This is a genomic window from Anditalea andensis, from assembly GCF_000714815.1.
Taxonomy (GTDB): domain Bacteria; phylum Bacteroidota; class Bacteroidia; order Cytophagales; family Cyclobacteriaceae; genus Anditalea; species Anditalea andensis.
Window position 1 is genome coordinate 125046 of sequence record NZ_JMIH01000016.1, and the last position, 17281, is coordinate 142326.

Annotated in this window: 16 protein-coding genes; 7 read left to right on the forward strand and 9 right to left on the reverse strand. The window is 38.1% G+C overall.

Annotation, left to right across the window (positions count from 1 at the left end):
- Nucleotides 1-273: 273 nt before the first annotated feature.
- The gene (locus EL17_RS08930; RefSeq protein ID WP_035072801.1) at nt 274-660 is read left to right on the forward strand and encodes a hypothetical protein; all 387 of its coding nucleotides are present in this window, start codon (nt 274-276) and stop codon (nt 658-660) included.
- On the opposite strand, the gene EL17_RS08935 is transcribed toward EL17_RS08930, so the two are convergent.
- Both EL17_RS08935 and EL17_RS08940 read right to left on the reverse strand, forming a co-directional pair.
- Nucleotides 650-1573: an ROK family protein gene (locus EL17_RS08935; RefSeq protein WP_035072803.1), complete on the reverse strand. Its 924-nt coding sequence runs from the start codon at nt 1571-1573 to the stop codon at nt 650-652. The two genes, EL17_RS08930 and EL17_RS08935, sit on opposite strands and share 11 nt — an antisense overlap.
- A 277-nt stretch (nt 1574-1850) precedes the next feature.
- Nucleotides 1851-2678 (reverse strand): CvfB family protein, encoded by an 828-nt coding sequence (locus EL17_RS08940; protein WP_035072805.1) that lies wholly within the window; start codon nt 2676-2678, stop codon nt 1851-1853.
- 288 nt (nt 2679-2966) lie between these two features.
- On the opposite strand from EL17_RS08940, the gene EL17_RS08945 reads away from it, so the two are divergent.
- Together EL17_RS08945 and EL17_RS08950 are read left to right on the forward strand one after the other, a co-directional pair.
- Nucleotides 2967-3857 carry a 3-hydroxyacyl-CoA dehydrogenase family protein gene (locus EL17_RS08945; RefSeq protein ID WP_035072806.1) on the forward strand — a complete coding sequence of 297 codons (891 nt, stop codon included), beginning with the start codon at nt 2967-2969 and terminating at the stop codon, nt 3855-3857.
- A gap of 116 nt (nt 3858-3973) precedes the next feature.
- Nucleotides 3974-4591 carry a deoxynucleoside kinase gene (locus EL17_RS08950; protein ID WP_035072807.1) on the forward strand — a complete coding sequence of 206 codons (618 nt, stop codon included), beginning with the start codon at nt 3974-3976 and terminating at the stop codon, nt 4589-4591.
- A gap of 9 nt (nt 4592-4600) precedes the next feature.
- Here the strand turns inward: EL17_RS08950 and EL17_RS08955 are convergent, their stop codons facing one another.
- Together EL17_RS08955 and EL17_RS08960 are read right to left on the reverse strand one after the other, a co-directional pair.
- Nucleotides 4601-5251 (reverse strand): DUF7255 family protein, encoded by a 651-nt coding sequence (locus EL17_RS08955; protein ID WP_035072809.1) that lies wholly within the window; start codon nt 5249-5251, stop codon nt 4601-4603.
- A 4-nt stretch (nt 5252-5255) separates the two neighbouring features.
- Entirely contained in the window at nt 5256-5714 is a 459-nt protein-coding gene (locus EL17_RS08960; RefSeq protein WP_035072812.1) for a DUF2452 domain-containing protein, read from the reverse strand.
- A gap of 537 nt (nt 5715-6251) precedes the next feature.
- Here EL17_RS08960 and EL17_RS08965 point away from each other — a divergent pair.
- From EL17_RS08965 to EL17_RS08980, 4 genes are all read left to right on the forward strand, one after another.
- Nucleotides 6252-6590, forward strand: coding sequence for an Hpt domain-containing protein (locus tag EL17_RS08965; RefSeq protein WP_035072814.1), 339 nt, complete (start codon nt 6252-6254; stop codon nt 6588-6590).
- 122 nt (nt 6591-6712) lie between these two features.
- Nucleotides 6713-9073, forward strand: coding sequence for a S9 family peptidase (locus EL17_RS08970; RefSeq protein ID WP_035072817.1), 2361 nt, complete (start codon nt 6713-6715; stop codon nt 9071-9073).
- Nucleotides 9074-9195: 122 nt separating this feature from the next.
- Nucleotides 9196-10794, forward strand: a complete 1599-nt coding sequence (ggt, locus tag EL17_RS08975) for a gamma-glutamyltransferase (protein ID WP_240485958.1) — start codon at nt 9196-9198, stop codon at nt 10792-10794.
- A 140-nt stretch (nt 10795-10934) separates the two neighbouring features.
- Nucleotides 10935-12167 carry a DEAD/DEAH box helicase gene (locus tag EL17_RS08980; protein ID WP_084166159.1) on the forward strand — a complete coding sequence of 411 codons (1233 nt, stop codon included), beginning with the start codon at nt 10935-10937 and terminating at the stop codon, nt 12165-12167.
- Nucleotides 12168-12272: 105 nt separating this feature from the next.
- On the opposite strand, the gene EL17_RS08985 is transcribed toward EL17_RS08980, so the two are convergent.
- The 5 genes from EL17_RS08985 to EL17_RS09005 all read right to left on the reverse strand — a co-directional run bounded on the left by EL17_RS08985 (nt 12273) and on the right by EL17_RS09005 (nt 17265).
- The gene (locus tag EL17_RS08985; protein ID WP_035072819.1) at nt 12273-13910 is read right to left on the reverse strand and encodes an OmpA family protein; all 1638 of its coding nucleotides are present in this window, start codon (nt 13908-13910) and stop codon (nt 12273-12275) included.
- A gap of 3 nt (nt 13911-13913) precedes the next feature.
- On the reverse strand, nt 13914-14885 hold the full coding sequence (locus EL17_RS08990) for a deoxyhypusine synthase family protein (RefSeq protein WP_035072821.1): 972 nt from the start codon (nt 14883-14885) through the stop codon (nt 13914-13916).
- 100 nt (nt 14886-14985) lie between these two features.
- Nucleotides 14986-15597: an OmpH family outer membrane protein gene (locus tag EL17_RS08995; RefSeq protein ID WP_035072822.1), complete on the reverse strand. Its 612-nt coding sequence runs from the start codon at nt 15595-15597 to the stop codon at nt 14986-14988.
- A 155-nt stretch (nt 15598-15752) separates the two neighbouring features.
- Nucleotides 15753-16655, reverse strand: a complete 903-nt coding sequence (locus EL17_RS09000) for a histone deacetylase family protein (RefSeq protein WP_035072825.1) — start codon at nt 16653-16655, stop codon at nt 15753-15755.
- 43 nt (nt 16656-16698) lie between these two features.
- The gene (locus EL17_RS09005; protein WP_035073424.1) at nt 16699-17265 is read right to left on the reverse strand and encodes a hypothetical protein; all 567 of its coding nucleotides are present in this window, start codon (nt 17263-17265) and stop codon (nt 16699-16701) included.
- Nucleotides 17266-17281 lie beyond the last annotated feature (16 nt).

Genomic DNA, 17281 nt, shown 5'->3' on the forward strand with positions numbered 1-17281 from the left:
AATATAAAGATTTATGGTCAGAGAAAAGGTCATAATTCCACATTGGGAATTCTTTTTCCCCCTTGACCTCCTTAGTTTATAAAATTATGGTACCGTTTAAAAACACAAATATATCTGAATATTAAGATTTAACAGTATGGATCCTATCGGTTAAAATTATTGTGAAGATTTACTATTACTTTATCGATTATTAAAAGATCTACGCTTATTTTTGATTTTGAATGAAACACTTCAGGCAATGCCTGCTCCCTTAAAAGTAAAACTGCTTCCTACATGTCATTTTGTAAATTGTCTACTATAATTTTCTTATCCTTTTTATTAAATAGCTGCTCTGGAAAATTGGATACCGGAAATATAAATACAGATGACTGGAAAAAAGACCGGTATGGCTGTTCAGGATTAAGAATGCAGTATATAGATGAAATCAAAGCTTTAAAGAACAGTTTCCTTGGGAAAAATAACCAAGAAATCATCCTTACATTTGGAAGACCTGATAGGGTCGAGTTAGTAGATAAAAGCCAAAGTTTTTTCTTTTATTTTTTGGAACCCTCCTCAAGCTGCCCAGGTGTAGAAATAGAAAAAGAACCCCTAAAGGTCCTTTTTCGGTTCAATGCGATCAGTAAAGTAAGTGAAGTGACTATTACAAACCTTAATCCGTAAAACAAAGAGCAGCTGCTCCTAAAGTACCTGCATTATTTTCAAGTGTAGCTTTGGACATCTTGATGTCATGAAGGTAATATTTGGTAAGATACTGTCTTACAGTTTTTTCTATAGCCGGCATCATAAATTCCAGACCGGCCGATATCCCCCCTCCAAAATAAATTTCATTCACATCCAAGATTCTCACAGTAGATACTATGGCTTCTCCGATTATTCTTCCCGCTTCTTCAAATACCATCAAAGACACAGCGTTTCCCTCTTTTGCTGTGTCTACCAGTAAGTGGGTGCCTAATTCCTGATCTATTAAATCACCGGCTTTTTCTGGATAAGCATGGATCATTCTTTCCATTATTCTTAAAATACCATTACGCCCGATCAACTTTTCCAGACCTTCATTTCCTCTAGAGAGCATGTGCCCCATTTCCATGGCATTTCCTCTTCCACCTTTAAATATTTTACCATCAAGAACCGTAGCACTTCCAATACCGGTACCCATAGTGATGAAAAGAAAGTTTGGAGATGCTTTAGACGATCCAAATTTAAGCTCCCCTAGGGCTGCTGCACTGGCATCGTTTTCTAGGCAAAATTTAACTTCAGGATACAACTTTTCTAATTCACCTTTTAAGTTAAAATTATTTAGATTTGGGATAGCAGGTATTTCCAATGGCGTAGTCCTATCTTTTGAAATAAGGCCAGGCAGTCCTATCCCTACATTCTTGATCTGAGGATATTGCTGAAGGTATTTACCGATGACTTTCAAAAAACAAATGTTAAATCCATCAGGGTGATCCCTGTACGGCATGGTATCTTCTTTGAAAAAGTGAAGTACTTCACCCTCTCGGTTTACTACTCCAATTTTCAGGTGCGTGCCACCTACATCTACACCCAAAAAATGGTCGCCTTGCTTATTCATAATATAAAGTTAATAGGTTGAAGTCTCTAAAATACTAAAGAGATTTGCTTTCTTCCTAAATATTGGACAAAACTCTTTAAAATTCTTCAGATATATGTGAAAAAGTGGATTTTAACCTAATAATTAAGCTAAAAGTAATCCCTTTGACCTAAATGTCTTCCAAAGATTTGATTCTATATGTTTCCTCCATCATTTTGAATAAGTAATTCGGTATTTTAGAATTTAAACATGAACCCTGTCCAAAAAATGGAAGGTTGTCATATAGCTATCAATAGGTCTAAGCCAAACTAATTCCATCCGGTAATAGGATAATTTTACGATCTTTATACAACTGACCTATGGATTGTTTAAAATGTTTTTTACTCATGCCCAGTACGCCCTTGATTTCTTCGGGAGAAGACTTATCATGAAGTGGCAAAAAAGAATGTTTACTAAGTGTATCTAATATTCTTTGTGCCCCTTCATCGTATTTTTCTCGCCCAGGAGCAGTAATGATCAGATCCAACTTACCATCTTCTCTGACTTTTTTAATATAGGCTTTAAATTTGTCCCCTAACTCAATTCTTTTGAATATTTCATTCTTATATATCAGGCCTTCAAACTTCCCCTCTATCAGTACTTTAAATCCCAGATCGGTCTGATCAAATACCAAAGCATCCACTTCATCCCCCTGATGAAACCCTTGGGTGTCCGTCATCAAGAAATCCTCATATTTTGAAACACCTATAAGCCTATTGGTCCTATGGTCTATGCAGACCCGGATCAGGTATTTGCCACCTTCTTCCATAGGTTTACCTATTTCTGACTTGGGTACAAATAAATCTTTGGGCAATCCCCAATCCATAAATGCCCCAAATTTAGTCATTTCCTTAACTTCCATTACCGCAAATTCACCTTCTATCGCCACCGGCCGCTGGGTCACGGCTACCGGACGGTCCTCGGAGTCTGTATAAATAAACACCTCTATTTCTTCCCCCTCTTTTTCATCACCTTTAAGATACCCTTGTGGCAAAAGTACCTCATCCCCGTCCCGTAATGCCAGATAAGCTCCGTTTGGTGAAAATCTATTGATCAATAAACTGCTTATAATGCCTAATTCTTTCATATGGTTTTGTAAAGATTTTTTATAAAGGACAATTTAGTGTGCTACCTACCTAAAACGCCCGGCCATGAAAAGTAAATTTACAAATTATTACGTTAATCTTTCATCAATCAATGAATACCTCTATTAGATTCTGTTTATATGCACTATGATAGGCACCAAACATTATTTGGAAATATTTTGAAAAAATTGGATGAGAAGGATTATCATCCTAGATTTATATCTAAACTATACATAGAAAAAACGGTGCAAACAGGCACAGTTTACAATACCTTAACCAAAATATAAAAAATGAAAAACATAGCTGTAATTGGATCTGGTACAATGGGCAATGGTATCGCTCATGTTTTTGCCCAGCATGACTATAGAGTCGCTCTTATTGATATCAATCAGGATGCTTTAGATAAAGCTTTATCTACCATAGAAAAAAACCTTGATAGACAGGTAGATAAAGGTGTGATAAATGAACAGGGTAAAGCAAAAGCGCTTCAAAACATCCATACGTATACCCAGATGGAAAATGGGGTATATGAAGCTGATCTTGTCGTAGAGGCCGCCACAGAAAATGTTGAAATTAAGCTTAGTATATTTAGGGAACTGGATAAAATATGCCCTGATAAAACCATATTAGCCTCCAATACCTCCAGTATCTCCATTACTAAAATAGGTGCTGTAACAGGAAGGCCTGGAAAAGTGATCGGGATGCACTTCATGAATCCGGTGCCGGTAATGAAGTTAATAGAAGTTATCCGTGGATATGCTACCACCGATGAAGTGACTGATCAGGTTATGGATTTATCTAGAAAATTAGGCAAATCCCCTGTAGAAGTAAATGACTATCCTGGTTTTGTGGCCAATAGAATATTGATGCCGATGATCAATGAGGCCATTTATACATATTATGAAGGAGTAGCCGGTGTAGAAGAAATAGATACCGTGATGAAACTCGGAATGGCGCATCCGATGGGACCGCTGCAGTTGGCTGATTTTATAGGTCTTGATGTATGTCTTTCTATATTAAGAGTATTGCATGACGGATTTGGTAATCCCAAATATGCTCCATGCCCACTTCTGGCCAATATGGTAGAGGCAGGATATAAAGGAGCAAAATCAGGGGAAGGATTCTACAAATATACCAAAGGAAGTAAAGAGGTTACGGTATCTGAAAGATTTAAAAAATAAACGGGCTAATGTTCAGACTGATAGCCTGCATCCAGTCTTTGCAGGCTATTTTTATGTTTATTACTGCATTATTTTTTTACATTTGACCCCTTAAATATCATCTCTATATCTAGATCATGCATATAGCAGTCTCAGGAAATATCGGTTCAGGAAAAACTACACTAAGCGAAAAATTAGCCAAACATTACGGATGGAAAGCTGAATTTGAAGCAGTTGACAATAACCCTTATCTGTCGGATTTTTATGAGGATATGGAAAGATGGTCCTTTCATTTACAGGTGTATTTTCTGAACAGCAGGTTCAACCAGATACAGAAAATAAGGGCAAGTAATATGTCTGTAGTCCAAGACAGGACCATTTATGAAGATGCTTATATTTTTGCGGCAAACCTCAAAAAATCAAAACTGATATCGGAAAGGGATTATCAGAATTATCTGCAGCTATTTAATAGCATGATCCAGTATGTCAAAGCACCGGATCTTCTCATATATTTGAAAGCAGATATCCCCAAGCTGGTAGGGCAGATAGAAAAAAGGGGCAGGGATTATGAAAATGCCATACGTATAGATTATCTTAAAAACTTAAACATCCATTACGAAGAGTGGATCGCGACCTATGACAAAGGAAAGCTGCTCATAATAGATGTTAACCATCTCGATTTTGTAGCGAATCCAGAGGATTTTGCCAGCATCGTTAATAAGATAGACCGTGAAATCAACGGTTTATTTATCTGAAAGTGATGGTTATAATTTCTCGCATTTTCTTTTTACCCAGGCTGCTATACCTAAGGCACTGCCCTTATTGGGAGAAAGTAGTAACTGGTCAATCATTTTTAGACTTCCCCCTATCATAATATTTTCATATTTAGGAATCCTAATCAGCTTGTACCCAAGTAGCCTGCTATATAGATCTATCTGTGCATCATTGTATGCATTTAGTTTCCATCCGGCAGCACCGCTTCCTGATAAGTCCCCGGGTTCCTCTGAAGCACCAAAGTGTTTTTGAGCAATTGGTGGACCATTCCAGATCCTTTCCTGCATACCTGATTTCAGGCAATCCCGCTCATAAGTACGGCATAGCCGTAGGTAAGCGTCTTTCCAAATAAACGAAAATGTATTGTAAACCTTTGATTTTAATGAGGATAACCTATATCTATTAAAGTGATTTTCATTATCATAAACAAATACATAATGGTCGATTTTAAAATCAAATTTAACCTTGTTCAGTAGTATAGGCTGATGTAAACCTCCTAATTTTTGGTAAACATCCTGCATCAGGTCGCTAGCTCTTTGATCTAAAATAGATGGGGCAACATCAAGCGTAAAGGAGGATTCTACTTCTAAATCCTGCTCCAGAAGAAGATTGACCAGCTTATTTATTTTCGAATGGTGCACAGCTTTAATTTACTTTTTTTAATATTTCCCAGGTATGATCAGCCAGAAGTTTTACTTCGGCTATAAAGTTGGGTTTATTTTTCCTTCCCCATTCATCAGGAGCTACCATGCTTAATACATCTTCTCCAGAATCTTTATGGTAAAGATAATATATATGGTTAATGATAGGTTCAAAATTTATTGTAGCCTCATATATGCGTTGAGAAATCTCTACACGGTTTTGAATAGATTTGGCCTGATTAGCCAAGAGTTGCATTTGCTGATAAATCTGGGACATCTGCATATCGGTCTGGCTCTCCATAGCAGCCAAAGCCCTGCCTGTAATTTTACCCTTGTCTTCTGGTCTGATAATGGCTCCTCCGGAATGATGGGCATAGGGAAGTAAGCCTGGTTTATCAGTTGTCATCTCTTTCATTTTCTCCAGATCAAGGCTGCTGATGTCAATCTTATTTTTTTTGGTCATGTCTGTTAATCGTATCTGCTGGGGCCATTCTCTCCTTCAAGTTACCTTTTGAACCCGGAAATGTGGTTCTGGAGGATATGTCTATCCCTATTATGATGACTATAATTAAAAATATCCCACCTATTACCAGAAATATCTTTTTGTTTTTGCTCATTGAATTTATCTAACTCCAATTTTTATAAATCAGTTTTCAAAATCTAAAATTAACAAGATTTTATTTATTTAATGTATGTACAATTATAAATATTAATTACCCGTTTAATTCTTATATACCTGATTTACTGGTATTTTATATCCATTATAAGGAATACTGGGAATTCGCTAGTCATCTTCCGCAATACTGATCTATCATGCTTTTGAATAAATAGGAAAACGGTAAAGGGCAACTTTGATTCATGCTTATTGCTTAAATGTTAAAAAATTATCAAAAATAATACAATATTATTCACGTATTTCAAATACAAAATACTACCTTTATAATACATTTTTATCCATAAATTTTACAGCTTACTATATTCTCATTATTGCTTACCAAATATGTACACTTTAATTCATAAAGAAACAATTTTTCACTATTTCGGAGATGACAACGAAATGGCAGTCCAAATGGTGGAAATTATTATGGAAACCAATTTAAAAGATCTAATGAACCTTCCAACAGTTTTTGCTCAAAAAGATTTTAAAAAAATCAAAACAAGATGTCACAAAGGTAAATCCACCATGAGCTATTTAGGTGCATTACAAGTAAGAAAACTTCTGGAAGAAATAGAAAAAGACCCTAAAAACATGTATCCACTACACAAAGACCAATTACACCATTATCTACAGATATTGGAAAGAGAGCTCCAGAATTTTTTAGATGAACAAAAAGGGTAGTCAATCCCTGCTCCTTACCTTTTACAAAATAATTATTGTATATAGCCCAATTTTAGCCCAAATTGGGCTATTATTTTGTCTATATCTGACTGATAATAGGACATAAACTAAAAATTATATTTATGAAAAAATGTTTTACTTTATTTTTCTTTACTTTACTTTGGACCCAATATGGATTTTCTCAAAGTGAATTATCCGTACCAAAGATAATGAAAGACCCGGCCTGGATGGGTACTTTTCCTTCAAACATCAGATGGGATGAAAAAGGAGAAACTATTTATTTTAACTACAACAAAGAAAAAGATCCTGCGGATTCTTTGTACAAAATTAGCCTAAAAAATACTGACCAGATCAGTAAAGTCGGAACTTCTGAAAGGCACAACCTAATCCCCTCTTCGAGTGTAATTAACAAAGACCGTACAAAAAAAATATATGTATCCGATCAAAGGTTGATGTCCCTGGATGTTAAAACCCAACAATCTTCCGAAGTTCTTCATTGGAACTCATCTATTAGCAACCCACAGTTTTTAGGAAAAGGTAATTTGGTAGCATTTGAATCTGAAAACAACATCTACTTATATCATCTTGACGAAGGTAACTTACGAAAACTAACAAATATTAAATCAGGAGATGAACCTAAGAAAAAAGAGTCCGAACTGTCAGAAAAGGAAAGTTGGCTGAAAAAAGATAACCTTGATCTACTTGCTGTAATAAGAGAGCGGGAAGAGAAAAAAGAGGATTCAGAATCTTACCGGAAGGCTGTGGCCAAAAAGGAGCCATATACCTTCTTCACCGGTAAAAGGGGTGTTACCAATATGAGCATTTCTCCCGATACTGCCTATGTAACCTTTGCTCTGGTATCCAGAGATACAGATACCAAGAGAACCAATGTACCTGATTATACAGACGCTTCCAGTTATACAGTCAATCTACCTTCGAGGCCAAAAGTAGGGGAAGAACCTGTGAAGATAGAACTTGCCATTTATGATCTGAAAAGAGATACCGTTTATATGGCTGACTTAAATGGGCTCCAGGGCATAGAAGACCTTCCTGATTATGTGACGGATTACCCGGATAGGGAGTGGAAAAAGGAGGCCAGAAAAGTTATTCCATCAAAAGTTTACTTTTCCGACAATAGTCAATATGCGGTATTGAGCATAAGATCTCAGGATAATAAGGACAGATGGATAGCATCTTTAAATATGGCCAACGGAGAAATAAATACTTTGGACAGGCAGCGTGATGAAGCGTGGATAGCAGGCCCCGGTTTAGGCTATTCTATGGGTGGAGGCACTTTTGGCTGGTTACCTGACAACAGACATATTTACTTTCAGTCAGAGGAGAGTGGATATTCTCACTTATATTTAATAGACGTGACCAATGGTACCAAAAAAGCACTTACTGAAGGAAATTATGAAGTTTTTGATCCATTTATTTCACTAGATAGTAAATCTTGGTATTTTACCAGCTCGGAGGTTCATCCTGGTGAACGGCACTTCTATAGGATGCCCTTAATGGGAGGCAGAAAAGAGAAACTGACGACGATGGAGGGTAATAATAACGTGGCACTATCACCAGATGAAAAGCACCTTGCCATATTGTTTTCTGACAGTAACAATCCATGGGAACTGTATCTCCAGCCTATAAACAAACAGCAGACGACCCAACTAACAAGCGGCCAAACAGAAGAATTCAAAGCTTATAACTGGCGGAAGCCCGAGTTGATAAGATTTGAAGCACAGGACGGAGCCATGGTTCCTGCCAGACTTTATGTTCCAGCAGAAGATAAAAGAAATGGGGCAGCGGTAATTTTTGTTCACGGGGCAGGATATTTACAAAATGTGCACAAATGGTGGTCCTCCTATTTTAGAGAATATATGTTCCATAATTTATTGACCGATTTGGGCTATACGGTTCTTGATATTGACTATAGAGGAAGTGCAGGGTATGGAAGGGATTGGAGAACAGGGATTTATAGACATATGGGTGGAAAAGACTTATCTGACCAAGTGGATGGAGTAAGACATTTAGTTTCAAATTATAATGTAAATCCGGATAAAATAGGAATATATGGTGGCAGCTATGGAGGGTTTATCACACTTATGGCACTTTTCAATGAACCGGGCACCTTTAAAGCTGGAGCTGCTCTCCGATCTGTTACAGATTGGGCGCATTATAATCATCCATATACTTCTAATATCTTAAACGAGCCATATAATGACCCTATAGCTTACAGAAGGTCGTCTCCCATTTATTTTGCAGAAGGTTTAGAAGGGAATCTTTTGATAGCACATGGTATGGTCGATGTAAATGTTCATTTTCAGGATGTGGTAAGATTAGCCCAAAGGCTGATCGAACTGGAAAAAGATAACTGGGAAATGGCCCTTTATCCCGTAGAGGACCACGGCTTTGTAGAACCCAGCAGCTGGACGGATGAATACAAAAGGATATTAAAACTATTTAATGAAACATTACTGAAATGAGACCTGTAAAAATACTTCAAATATCTTTATATATATTACTTGTATCCAGTATATTATCTTGCAATCAGCCAGGTACATTTACTAGGCAAATTGGTCTTCAGTCCGAAAGACAAATTGGCCCCATGGCTGATTCAGCTATGGTGGTATCCGCCCATCCTCTGGCTTCTGAAGTAGGTGTGGCCATCATGAAAAAAGGGGGTAACGCAGTTGATGCTGCCATAGCGGTACAGTTTGCCTTGGCAGTGGTATTTCCAGAGGCTGGTAACATCGGCGGTGGAGGTTTTTTTGTCATCCGGGAAAGCAATGCCAACTATCATACTTTAGACTTCCGGGAAAAGGCTCCTATGAATGCCAGCCGGGATATGTATCTCGATGAAAGTGGTGAAGCCATGGAAATGAAAAGCCAGAGGGGCGCTTTAGCAGCTGGCGTTCCCGGAGCAGTGGATGGGATGTTAAAGGCATATGAAAAATTCGGATCTTTACCATGGGGAGTACTGATTGATCCATCCATCAAATTAGCGGAAGAGGGATTTCTATTAACCGAAGATGAGGCTCAGAAATTTAACAATACCAAAAATACCTTCAGGGAATATTCAAGCATAGATCCTATCCAGTTTACAGGAAAAGAATGGAAAGAAGGCGATAGACTTATTCAGCGTGAGCTGGCAGGGACACTTAAGAGGATAAAGGAGCATAAAAGAGACGGCTTCTATAGCGGACCTGTAGCTGAATATATTATAGAGGAAATGCAAAGAGGTGGTGGTATTATTTCGCAAAAGGACCTGGATAGCTATGAAAGTGTCTGGCGAGTGCCACTGGTAGGAAAATATAAAGATTATAAAATCATCACCATGGGTCCTCCCAGTAGTGGCGGCATCATCATCCTACAGATGCTGGCTTTGCTGGAAAAATACGATCTAGATATTAATCCAGAAAAATATGACCAATACCTACACCTAAAGACCGAACTGGAAAGGAGAGTTTATGCAGACAGGGCTGCTTATATGGGTGATGCGGATTTCTATGATGTTCCAGTGAAGCAATTGCTTTCTCAAGATTATTTGAAAAATAGATTTTTGGATTATAATCCTGATCGAGCCACTCCTTCATCCGCCATTATGGAAGGAATCATGCAGGCTGAATCTGAAGAAACCACTCATTTCTCCATAGTTGATCCCAAAGGTAATGCTGTTTCTGCCACCACGACCATCAATGGCTTCATGGGATCTTATGTAGTAGTAGATGGGGCAGGGTTTATTTTAAATAATGAAATGGATGATTTTTCTATTAAGCCTGGATTTCCTAATATGTATGGTCTACTGGGGGGTGAAGCCAATAAGATAGAGCCTGGTAAAAGAATGCTTAGCGCTATGACGCCCACGATACTGGAGAAGAACGGAGCTCTTTATATGGTGGTAGGTACTCCGGGGGGATCCACGATACCCACATCAGTTTTTCAAACGATAGTCAATGTTATAGAATTTAATTTAAGCATGCAGGAAGCTGTCTCCAGCCGTAGGTTCCACAGCCAATGGAAACCTGATCATATATTTTATGAAAGAGGAAGTCTAGATGAAAACCTAAAAAATAAAATGGAAAGTAAAGGCCATAAATTTCAGGAACGTGGACCAATAGGAAGGGTGGATGCTATACTCATTACCCCTAATGGATTGGAAGGGGGAGCAGACCCAAGGGGAATGGATACTGCCGTAGGTTTTTAGTAAATATTAAAACTAAACAAGAACCAAGTATGCCTTGGTTCTTGTTATAATTTTTTCACATCAGGTATTTGCCTTAAATATCGTATCTTGCATAAGATTTTTGCATTACGCCTAATAAAATTTTACATTATATATCATTTATGACATTTGAATCATTATCATTAATTCCTTCAATACTAAAAGCATTAGCTCAAGAAGGTTATACAGCTCCTACTCCAATTCAGGCCCAGGCTATCCCAGTAGTATTAAGAGGAAAAGATCTATTAGGCTGTGCCCAGACTGGGACAGGAAAAACTGCTGCCTTCGCGCTGCCAATCATCCAATTACTTCTTCAAAATAAAAATAACAATACTTCCAAAAACCATATAAGATCTCTTATCGTCACTCCTACCCGAGAACTAGCCATTCAGATCGAAGAAAGCTTCAAAGTGTATGGTGGATTTACTGATTTAAAATATACCGTGATCTTTGGCGGAGTAAACCAGCATTCTCAGGTAAAAACCCTCAACCGGGGGGTAGATGTACTGATAGCCACTCCGGGAAGGTTGTTGGATCTTATCAATCAAGGCATAATCAATTTGGGAAAAATTGAAATATTTGTCCTAGACGAAGCGGATAGGATGTTAGATATGGGCTTTATCCATGATGTAAAAAGACTTATTGCCCTACTTCCGAATAAAAGGCAGTCCCTGTTTTTCTCTGCGACTATGCCTCCGGAGATTACAAAGCTAGCAAACACCATATTAGTTAATCCTGAAAGAGTAGAAGTCACCCCTGCTTCTACTACAGCTGAGACCATAGATCAATATGTATACCATGTAGATAAGCCAAACAAAAACCACCTTTTGATGGACCTTCTTGCAAACGAAGAAATCAAATCAGTCTTAGTGTTTACCAGAACTAAGCATGGGGCAGATAAAGTAGTTAAAGTACTTATTAAAAACGGGGTTAAAGCGGAAGCCATACACGGTAATAAAGCTCAAAATGCCAGACAGAGGGCCCTTAACAATTTTAAAACGCTACAGACAAGGGTATTGGTCGCCACAGATATAGCTGCTAGAGGCATTGATGTGGATAATCTAGGGTATGTTATCAATTATGAGATTCCAAATATTCCAGAAACTTACGTCCATAGGATTGGCAGATCAGGCCGGGCCGGTGGAGAAGGTACAGCTTATTCCTTCTGTGAAGGAGAAGAAGTAGAATACCTAAGGAAAATTGAAAAACTGATAGGGCAAAAAATTCCTGTCATAGGAGATCATCCATACCCTAGCACCAATAAGGGCCATATCAAAACAGCAGAAAAACCTCTTCCCAGGGCCCGCAGAAAAACCGATGAGTCTAACCGGGGCTGGAGATCTAAGAAACAGTAATTAAGCTTTATGCCTAAAAAAAACTCATCCAATATTTTGGATGAGTTTTTTTCTGATAGAAATGGACTTTATTGTATCAGATAGAGAAAAATCTCCACCATCATTTTACTCTTCTATTACCATTTCTACCCTCCTATTCTTATTTCTGCCTTCTTCGGTCTGATTACTGGCAACCGGCCTGGATCCTCCCCACCCTGATACCCTTATTCTTTCAAAAGAAATACCTTGCTCTACCAGAAAATTTCTGATCTGGCCTGCGCGGTTCATCGACAGTTCTTTATTTAACTGAGGGTCACCCAAATTATCTGTATGGCCTTCAAGCCTAATCTTAATATCAGGATTATCATTAAGGAACTCAGCTATTTTTTGAAGGTTTGCCGTTGATCTATCATCTGCCAGATCTGAAGTCCCTTTTTTAAAATAAATATCGTCCAATACGATGCTGGCACCTTTTACGATGGGAGTAAGGTAAATGGGTTCTGTCATTTGGTGTAAAACCCGAACGTTTAATACCTGTGGAAAATAGCCTTTGGCGCTGATTCTAATATCAATATCTTCAGAATAAACTGAACCCGCTTCTGTTTGACCTGTATTAGCTGATTCATCTACAACTGAGGTAGTATAAGGTATTTCTTCCAAAGTGTTAATATCCAAAACTGTTATGTCTCCAATTACCATTTTTTCAGGTTCGGATACCCTGTCATCTTCTATGATTACAGGCGGCGTTTTAGGAGGAGTGACTTCCTTTACATCCAATGCTACTGCTTCCTCTACTTCACCTACATTTATCTCCTGGGTCACTTCGTTTACCATATCAGGACCTGCTTCTTCTTCTTCCGGGTAGATCGGATCTTCTGTAGTGTCTGCAGCTGCTATAGACACTTTGCTAATGAGTAAAATATCACCAAATCCTTCACTGTTTTGAGTGGTCGTAAACATTGCCATATCACCCAGTTCTATATATGCTAATTCTACTCCCGGAGAATTTATGTCTGATAAGGGTACAGGTGCAGTCCATCTTTCCCAAGATTGATCCAGCCTTTGGGAATAAAATATGTTTCTACCTCCCGTAGTCCCGTGACCATTGGAGGAAAAATACAAAGTAAGGCCATCTTTGGACAGGGATGGTGTCATCTCCTGTTTATATGTATTGATGGTAGGGCCTAAATTTTGAGGGGAAGACCAGCTTCCATTGGATTGTAAGAAGCTAACATAAATATCTTCATTGCCATACGAACCAAATGATTCCAGGGATAAGACCATGATATTTCCCGCTTCATTAAGCCTTCCGCTAAAATGCCTGGAGTTGTTCCTAAAACTCCCCATATTCAATGCTTTCTCATAGGCCCAAGTACTCCCACTCAACACATATTGATGAATCCCCTGTTTTCTACTTGTACCGTCATGGTAAACCAGCATGGTATTTTCTGATGTAAAACCAACTACCACATCATTGCCTCCCGTAGAAATACCCTTTAGATGCACCGGACTACCCCATTCAGAAACTCCAGTTTTAGGACTTCTCCAGATATCACCCAAATCTTGTTGTCCTCCAATATTTTGAGGATGAAGACCTAGAGAATAGTATAGATCCCCATTGGGATGTGGGACAGGATGCTGTTCATCATAGATAGAATTTACATTAGTCAATTCCCGCTGGGCATAAATGTTATCTAAAGAACAAAAAGCAAGCATAGTGACTATGCCTGCTTTTAAACAATTCGATTTACTGATTTTGATCATTATTTATTGGCCAAGTACAATTGCAAATACAAGTGGGGCCACTATTGTCGCATCTGACTCAATCACATATTTTGGTGTTTCCAGTCCCAGTTTGCCCCAAGTGATCTTTTCGTTTGGTACTGCTCCTGAGTAAGAACCATATGAAGTAGTAGAATCAGAAATCTGACAAAAGTATCCCCAAAGCGGTACATTACCTCTTTGCAAATCCTGGTGCAACATTGGTACCACACATATAGGGAAGTCTCCTGCTATACCGCCTCCTATCTGAAAAAATCCTATGGTACTGTCGTCTTTAGCATTATTAGTATACCAGTCCGCGAGATAAATCATGTACTGAATACCTGTTTTTACAGTATGTACATTTTTAATATCTCCGGATATCACATGACCTGCGTACATATTACCCAATGTGCTATCTTCCCAACCCGGTACTATAAGTGGTAGATTCTTTTTGGCAGCCTCCAGTAACCAGCTGTCTTTTGGATCGATTTGGTATGACTCTTCCAGTTTTCCTGATAGTAAAATTTTATAAAAAAATTCATGTGGGAAAAAGGACGCTCCGGCCTGATCTGCTTTTTCCCATTCTTCCAAGATTACGTTTTCAATCCTTCTCATCGCTTCCATTTCGGGGATACAGGTATCTGTGACCCGATTCATGTGCCGGTCCAAAAGATCTTGCTCCTGTGATGGGGAAAGTTCACGGTAATTGGGAATTCTTTCATAATAATCATGGGCTACCAGATTAAACACATCTTCCTCCAGATTGGCTCCTGTACAGGTGATGATCTGAACTTTGTCCTGTCTGATCATTTCTGCTAAAGATATGCCGAGCTCTGCAGTGGACATCGCCCCAGCCAATGTGATCATCATTTTTCCATTGTTGTCCAAATGTGTCTTATAACCTTCCGCCGCATCTATAAGTGCAGCTGCATTAAAGTGTCTGAAATTATGTTTAAGAAATGTAGTTACATTCATTTTCTATATAGTGGGTTTAATTAACAAATTTACCAAAATTTAATGGGACAAAAAAAAGCCTGGCAAAAACCAGGCTTAAATACTTTTTGCAGCGTATGAATTATTTTTTCTCTGCTGTCGACTTTGTAGCGTTATAGTTTGAATTGATGCCTTCTATCACTGAATTTGTTACGTCGAGGTTGCCTTTAGCATACCATACCCCACCGCCTCTGGTATAGGAAAGGATCATTTCCAAATTGTTTTCCTCAGCATACGTATTTAGGTAGGCCTGAATCCTGTCATATACATCGTTATATAATTTGCTTTCGTCTGCAGACAATTCCTGCATCAGATTATCTCTATAAGAAACCAGGTTACGTTCTTTCTTGACAAGTTCTTCTTCCTTGGCCCTAGCCTGGTTCATTGTCATTGAATTGGCAGACTGTTGGAAATTTGCCACTTCTTGTTCAAATCCTTTCGCTCTGTTGGATAATTCGCTTTCGTATTTCTTGCCCTTATCTGCGATTTCAGCAGACCTTTCTTTGAAAAATTCAAAATTATTGATAACACTATCAGTATGAATATAGGCTACTTTCATGTCAGCAATGGAAACTTCTGAATCCGCTGTGGTGGCAGATGGGGCAGTAGAATTTGTATTTCCTTGATTATCACAGGCTGTAAATGCCAATGCTGCAACACCTAAAACACCTAATACTTTACTAAATTTTTTCACGTCTGTTTTTTATTTATTCAACTTGGGGCAAATATAGTCAAACTATTCTTTTCACAAATTATAATTTATTTGAATGATGTTAATTATGGTTAACAAATTATTTTCCTGAAATCAAGAGCCCCTTTTTGTAAAAAAGCCCAGCGTAAAGAAGGTCTTCAAAAAAATATATCCTGGGCCAAGCGATAGGTATTGGCATGTGCTTCGATGATATGGTTTATTTTTTCGGAATAGCCGCCGCCCATACAACACATAATAGGTATGTTTTTTTCACGAGCTGATTCTAACACGATTTTGTCACGTTCACGGCACCCATGCATACTAATATTAAGTCTTCCCAACTTATCGGTAGCTAAAATATCTACACCACATTGATATATGATAAAATCAGGGGCATAATCGATAAATAAAGGTTCTAAATGCTTTCTGAGATGACCCATATAGGCTTCATCCCCTGTCCCGTCCGGCAATGGAATATCCAGATCGGATTTTTCTTTATGCAATGGATAATTATGTGCACCGTGCATACTGAAAGTAAAAACTTCACCCCTTTCTTTAAAAATTTCTGCTGTACCGTTTCCCTGATGTACGTCTAGATCTATCACCAAAATTTTATTTGCTAAATTATTCTCCAGCAAATAATTGGCAGATATGGCGATGTCGTTAAGCAAACAAAACCCTTCTCCCCTGTCCGTAAATGCATGGTGAGTACCACCCGCTATATTAAAAGCAATTCCATACTCAAGAGCGTACAAACACGCTTGGACTGAACCTGACATAATATGAATCTCCCGCTTTACTAGCAGTTCATTCACTGGAAATCCTGTTTTTCTGATTTCGGATTTGCTCAACTGCAAATCTTTCAATTTTTTAAAATAGGATGGATCATGGGTATTGATGATCCATCTTTCTATCAATTTTGGGGGCTCAAATAAGTTCTCTTTAGCAATAGTCCCTTCATAAAGCAATTGCTCAGGTAGCAGATCATATTTTTCCATTGGAAATCTATGCCCGGGAGGAAGTGGATGCGCATATATAGGCGACCAGGCTATTTTTAGCATGGATTCAGAATCTAAAAAAAACCATAATTTCGTAAAGCCCCATTTATTCCCCTTCTATATCCTCTTCCTCAGATTGAAAGGCATACAGGGTTTCATCTAACTGAATAGTATCTTCATTAAACTCCTTTACAAATTTCCTGATTGTTTTCTCATCTATATATTCTACATTAAGCGCGGCATCGAGTCCTATACCAAATTCATGATGGGTGTCTATATCGATAAATTCCTGCACCTTGACAGCTTCTTCTTCTTCCAGGTCCATGATCATTTCTGTCATAAACCATCCTATCTCCTCTTCATCACTACTGAGCGGTTTTAAATTGCCGTTTTCATCTTCTTCATAATGAATTCCTTTAAAATTAGGGAATTTTTGGGCAGCCTTGTGTTCTGCCAGTTCGTAGATCTCACTGGCATGATGTAATCTAAGTGTATATAAGGCTGCATCATAGATTACTTCTTTATTTTCATATAGGCCTATAAATCTAAAATGATAAAATTCATCAGAATTATCTTCGCTGGGCATAATTTTATATTCTTTGCCAATGGACTGTAATTCTTGTTTCAAACTTTCAATAGTTTCCGGCTTGAATCCATCGTTTTGATAGTGCATAAGTGGTATGGTGTTT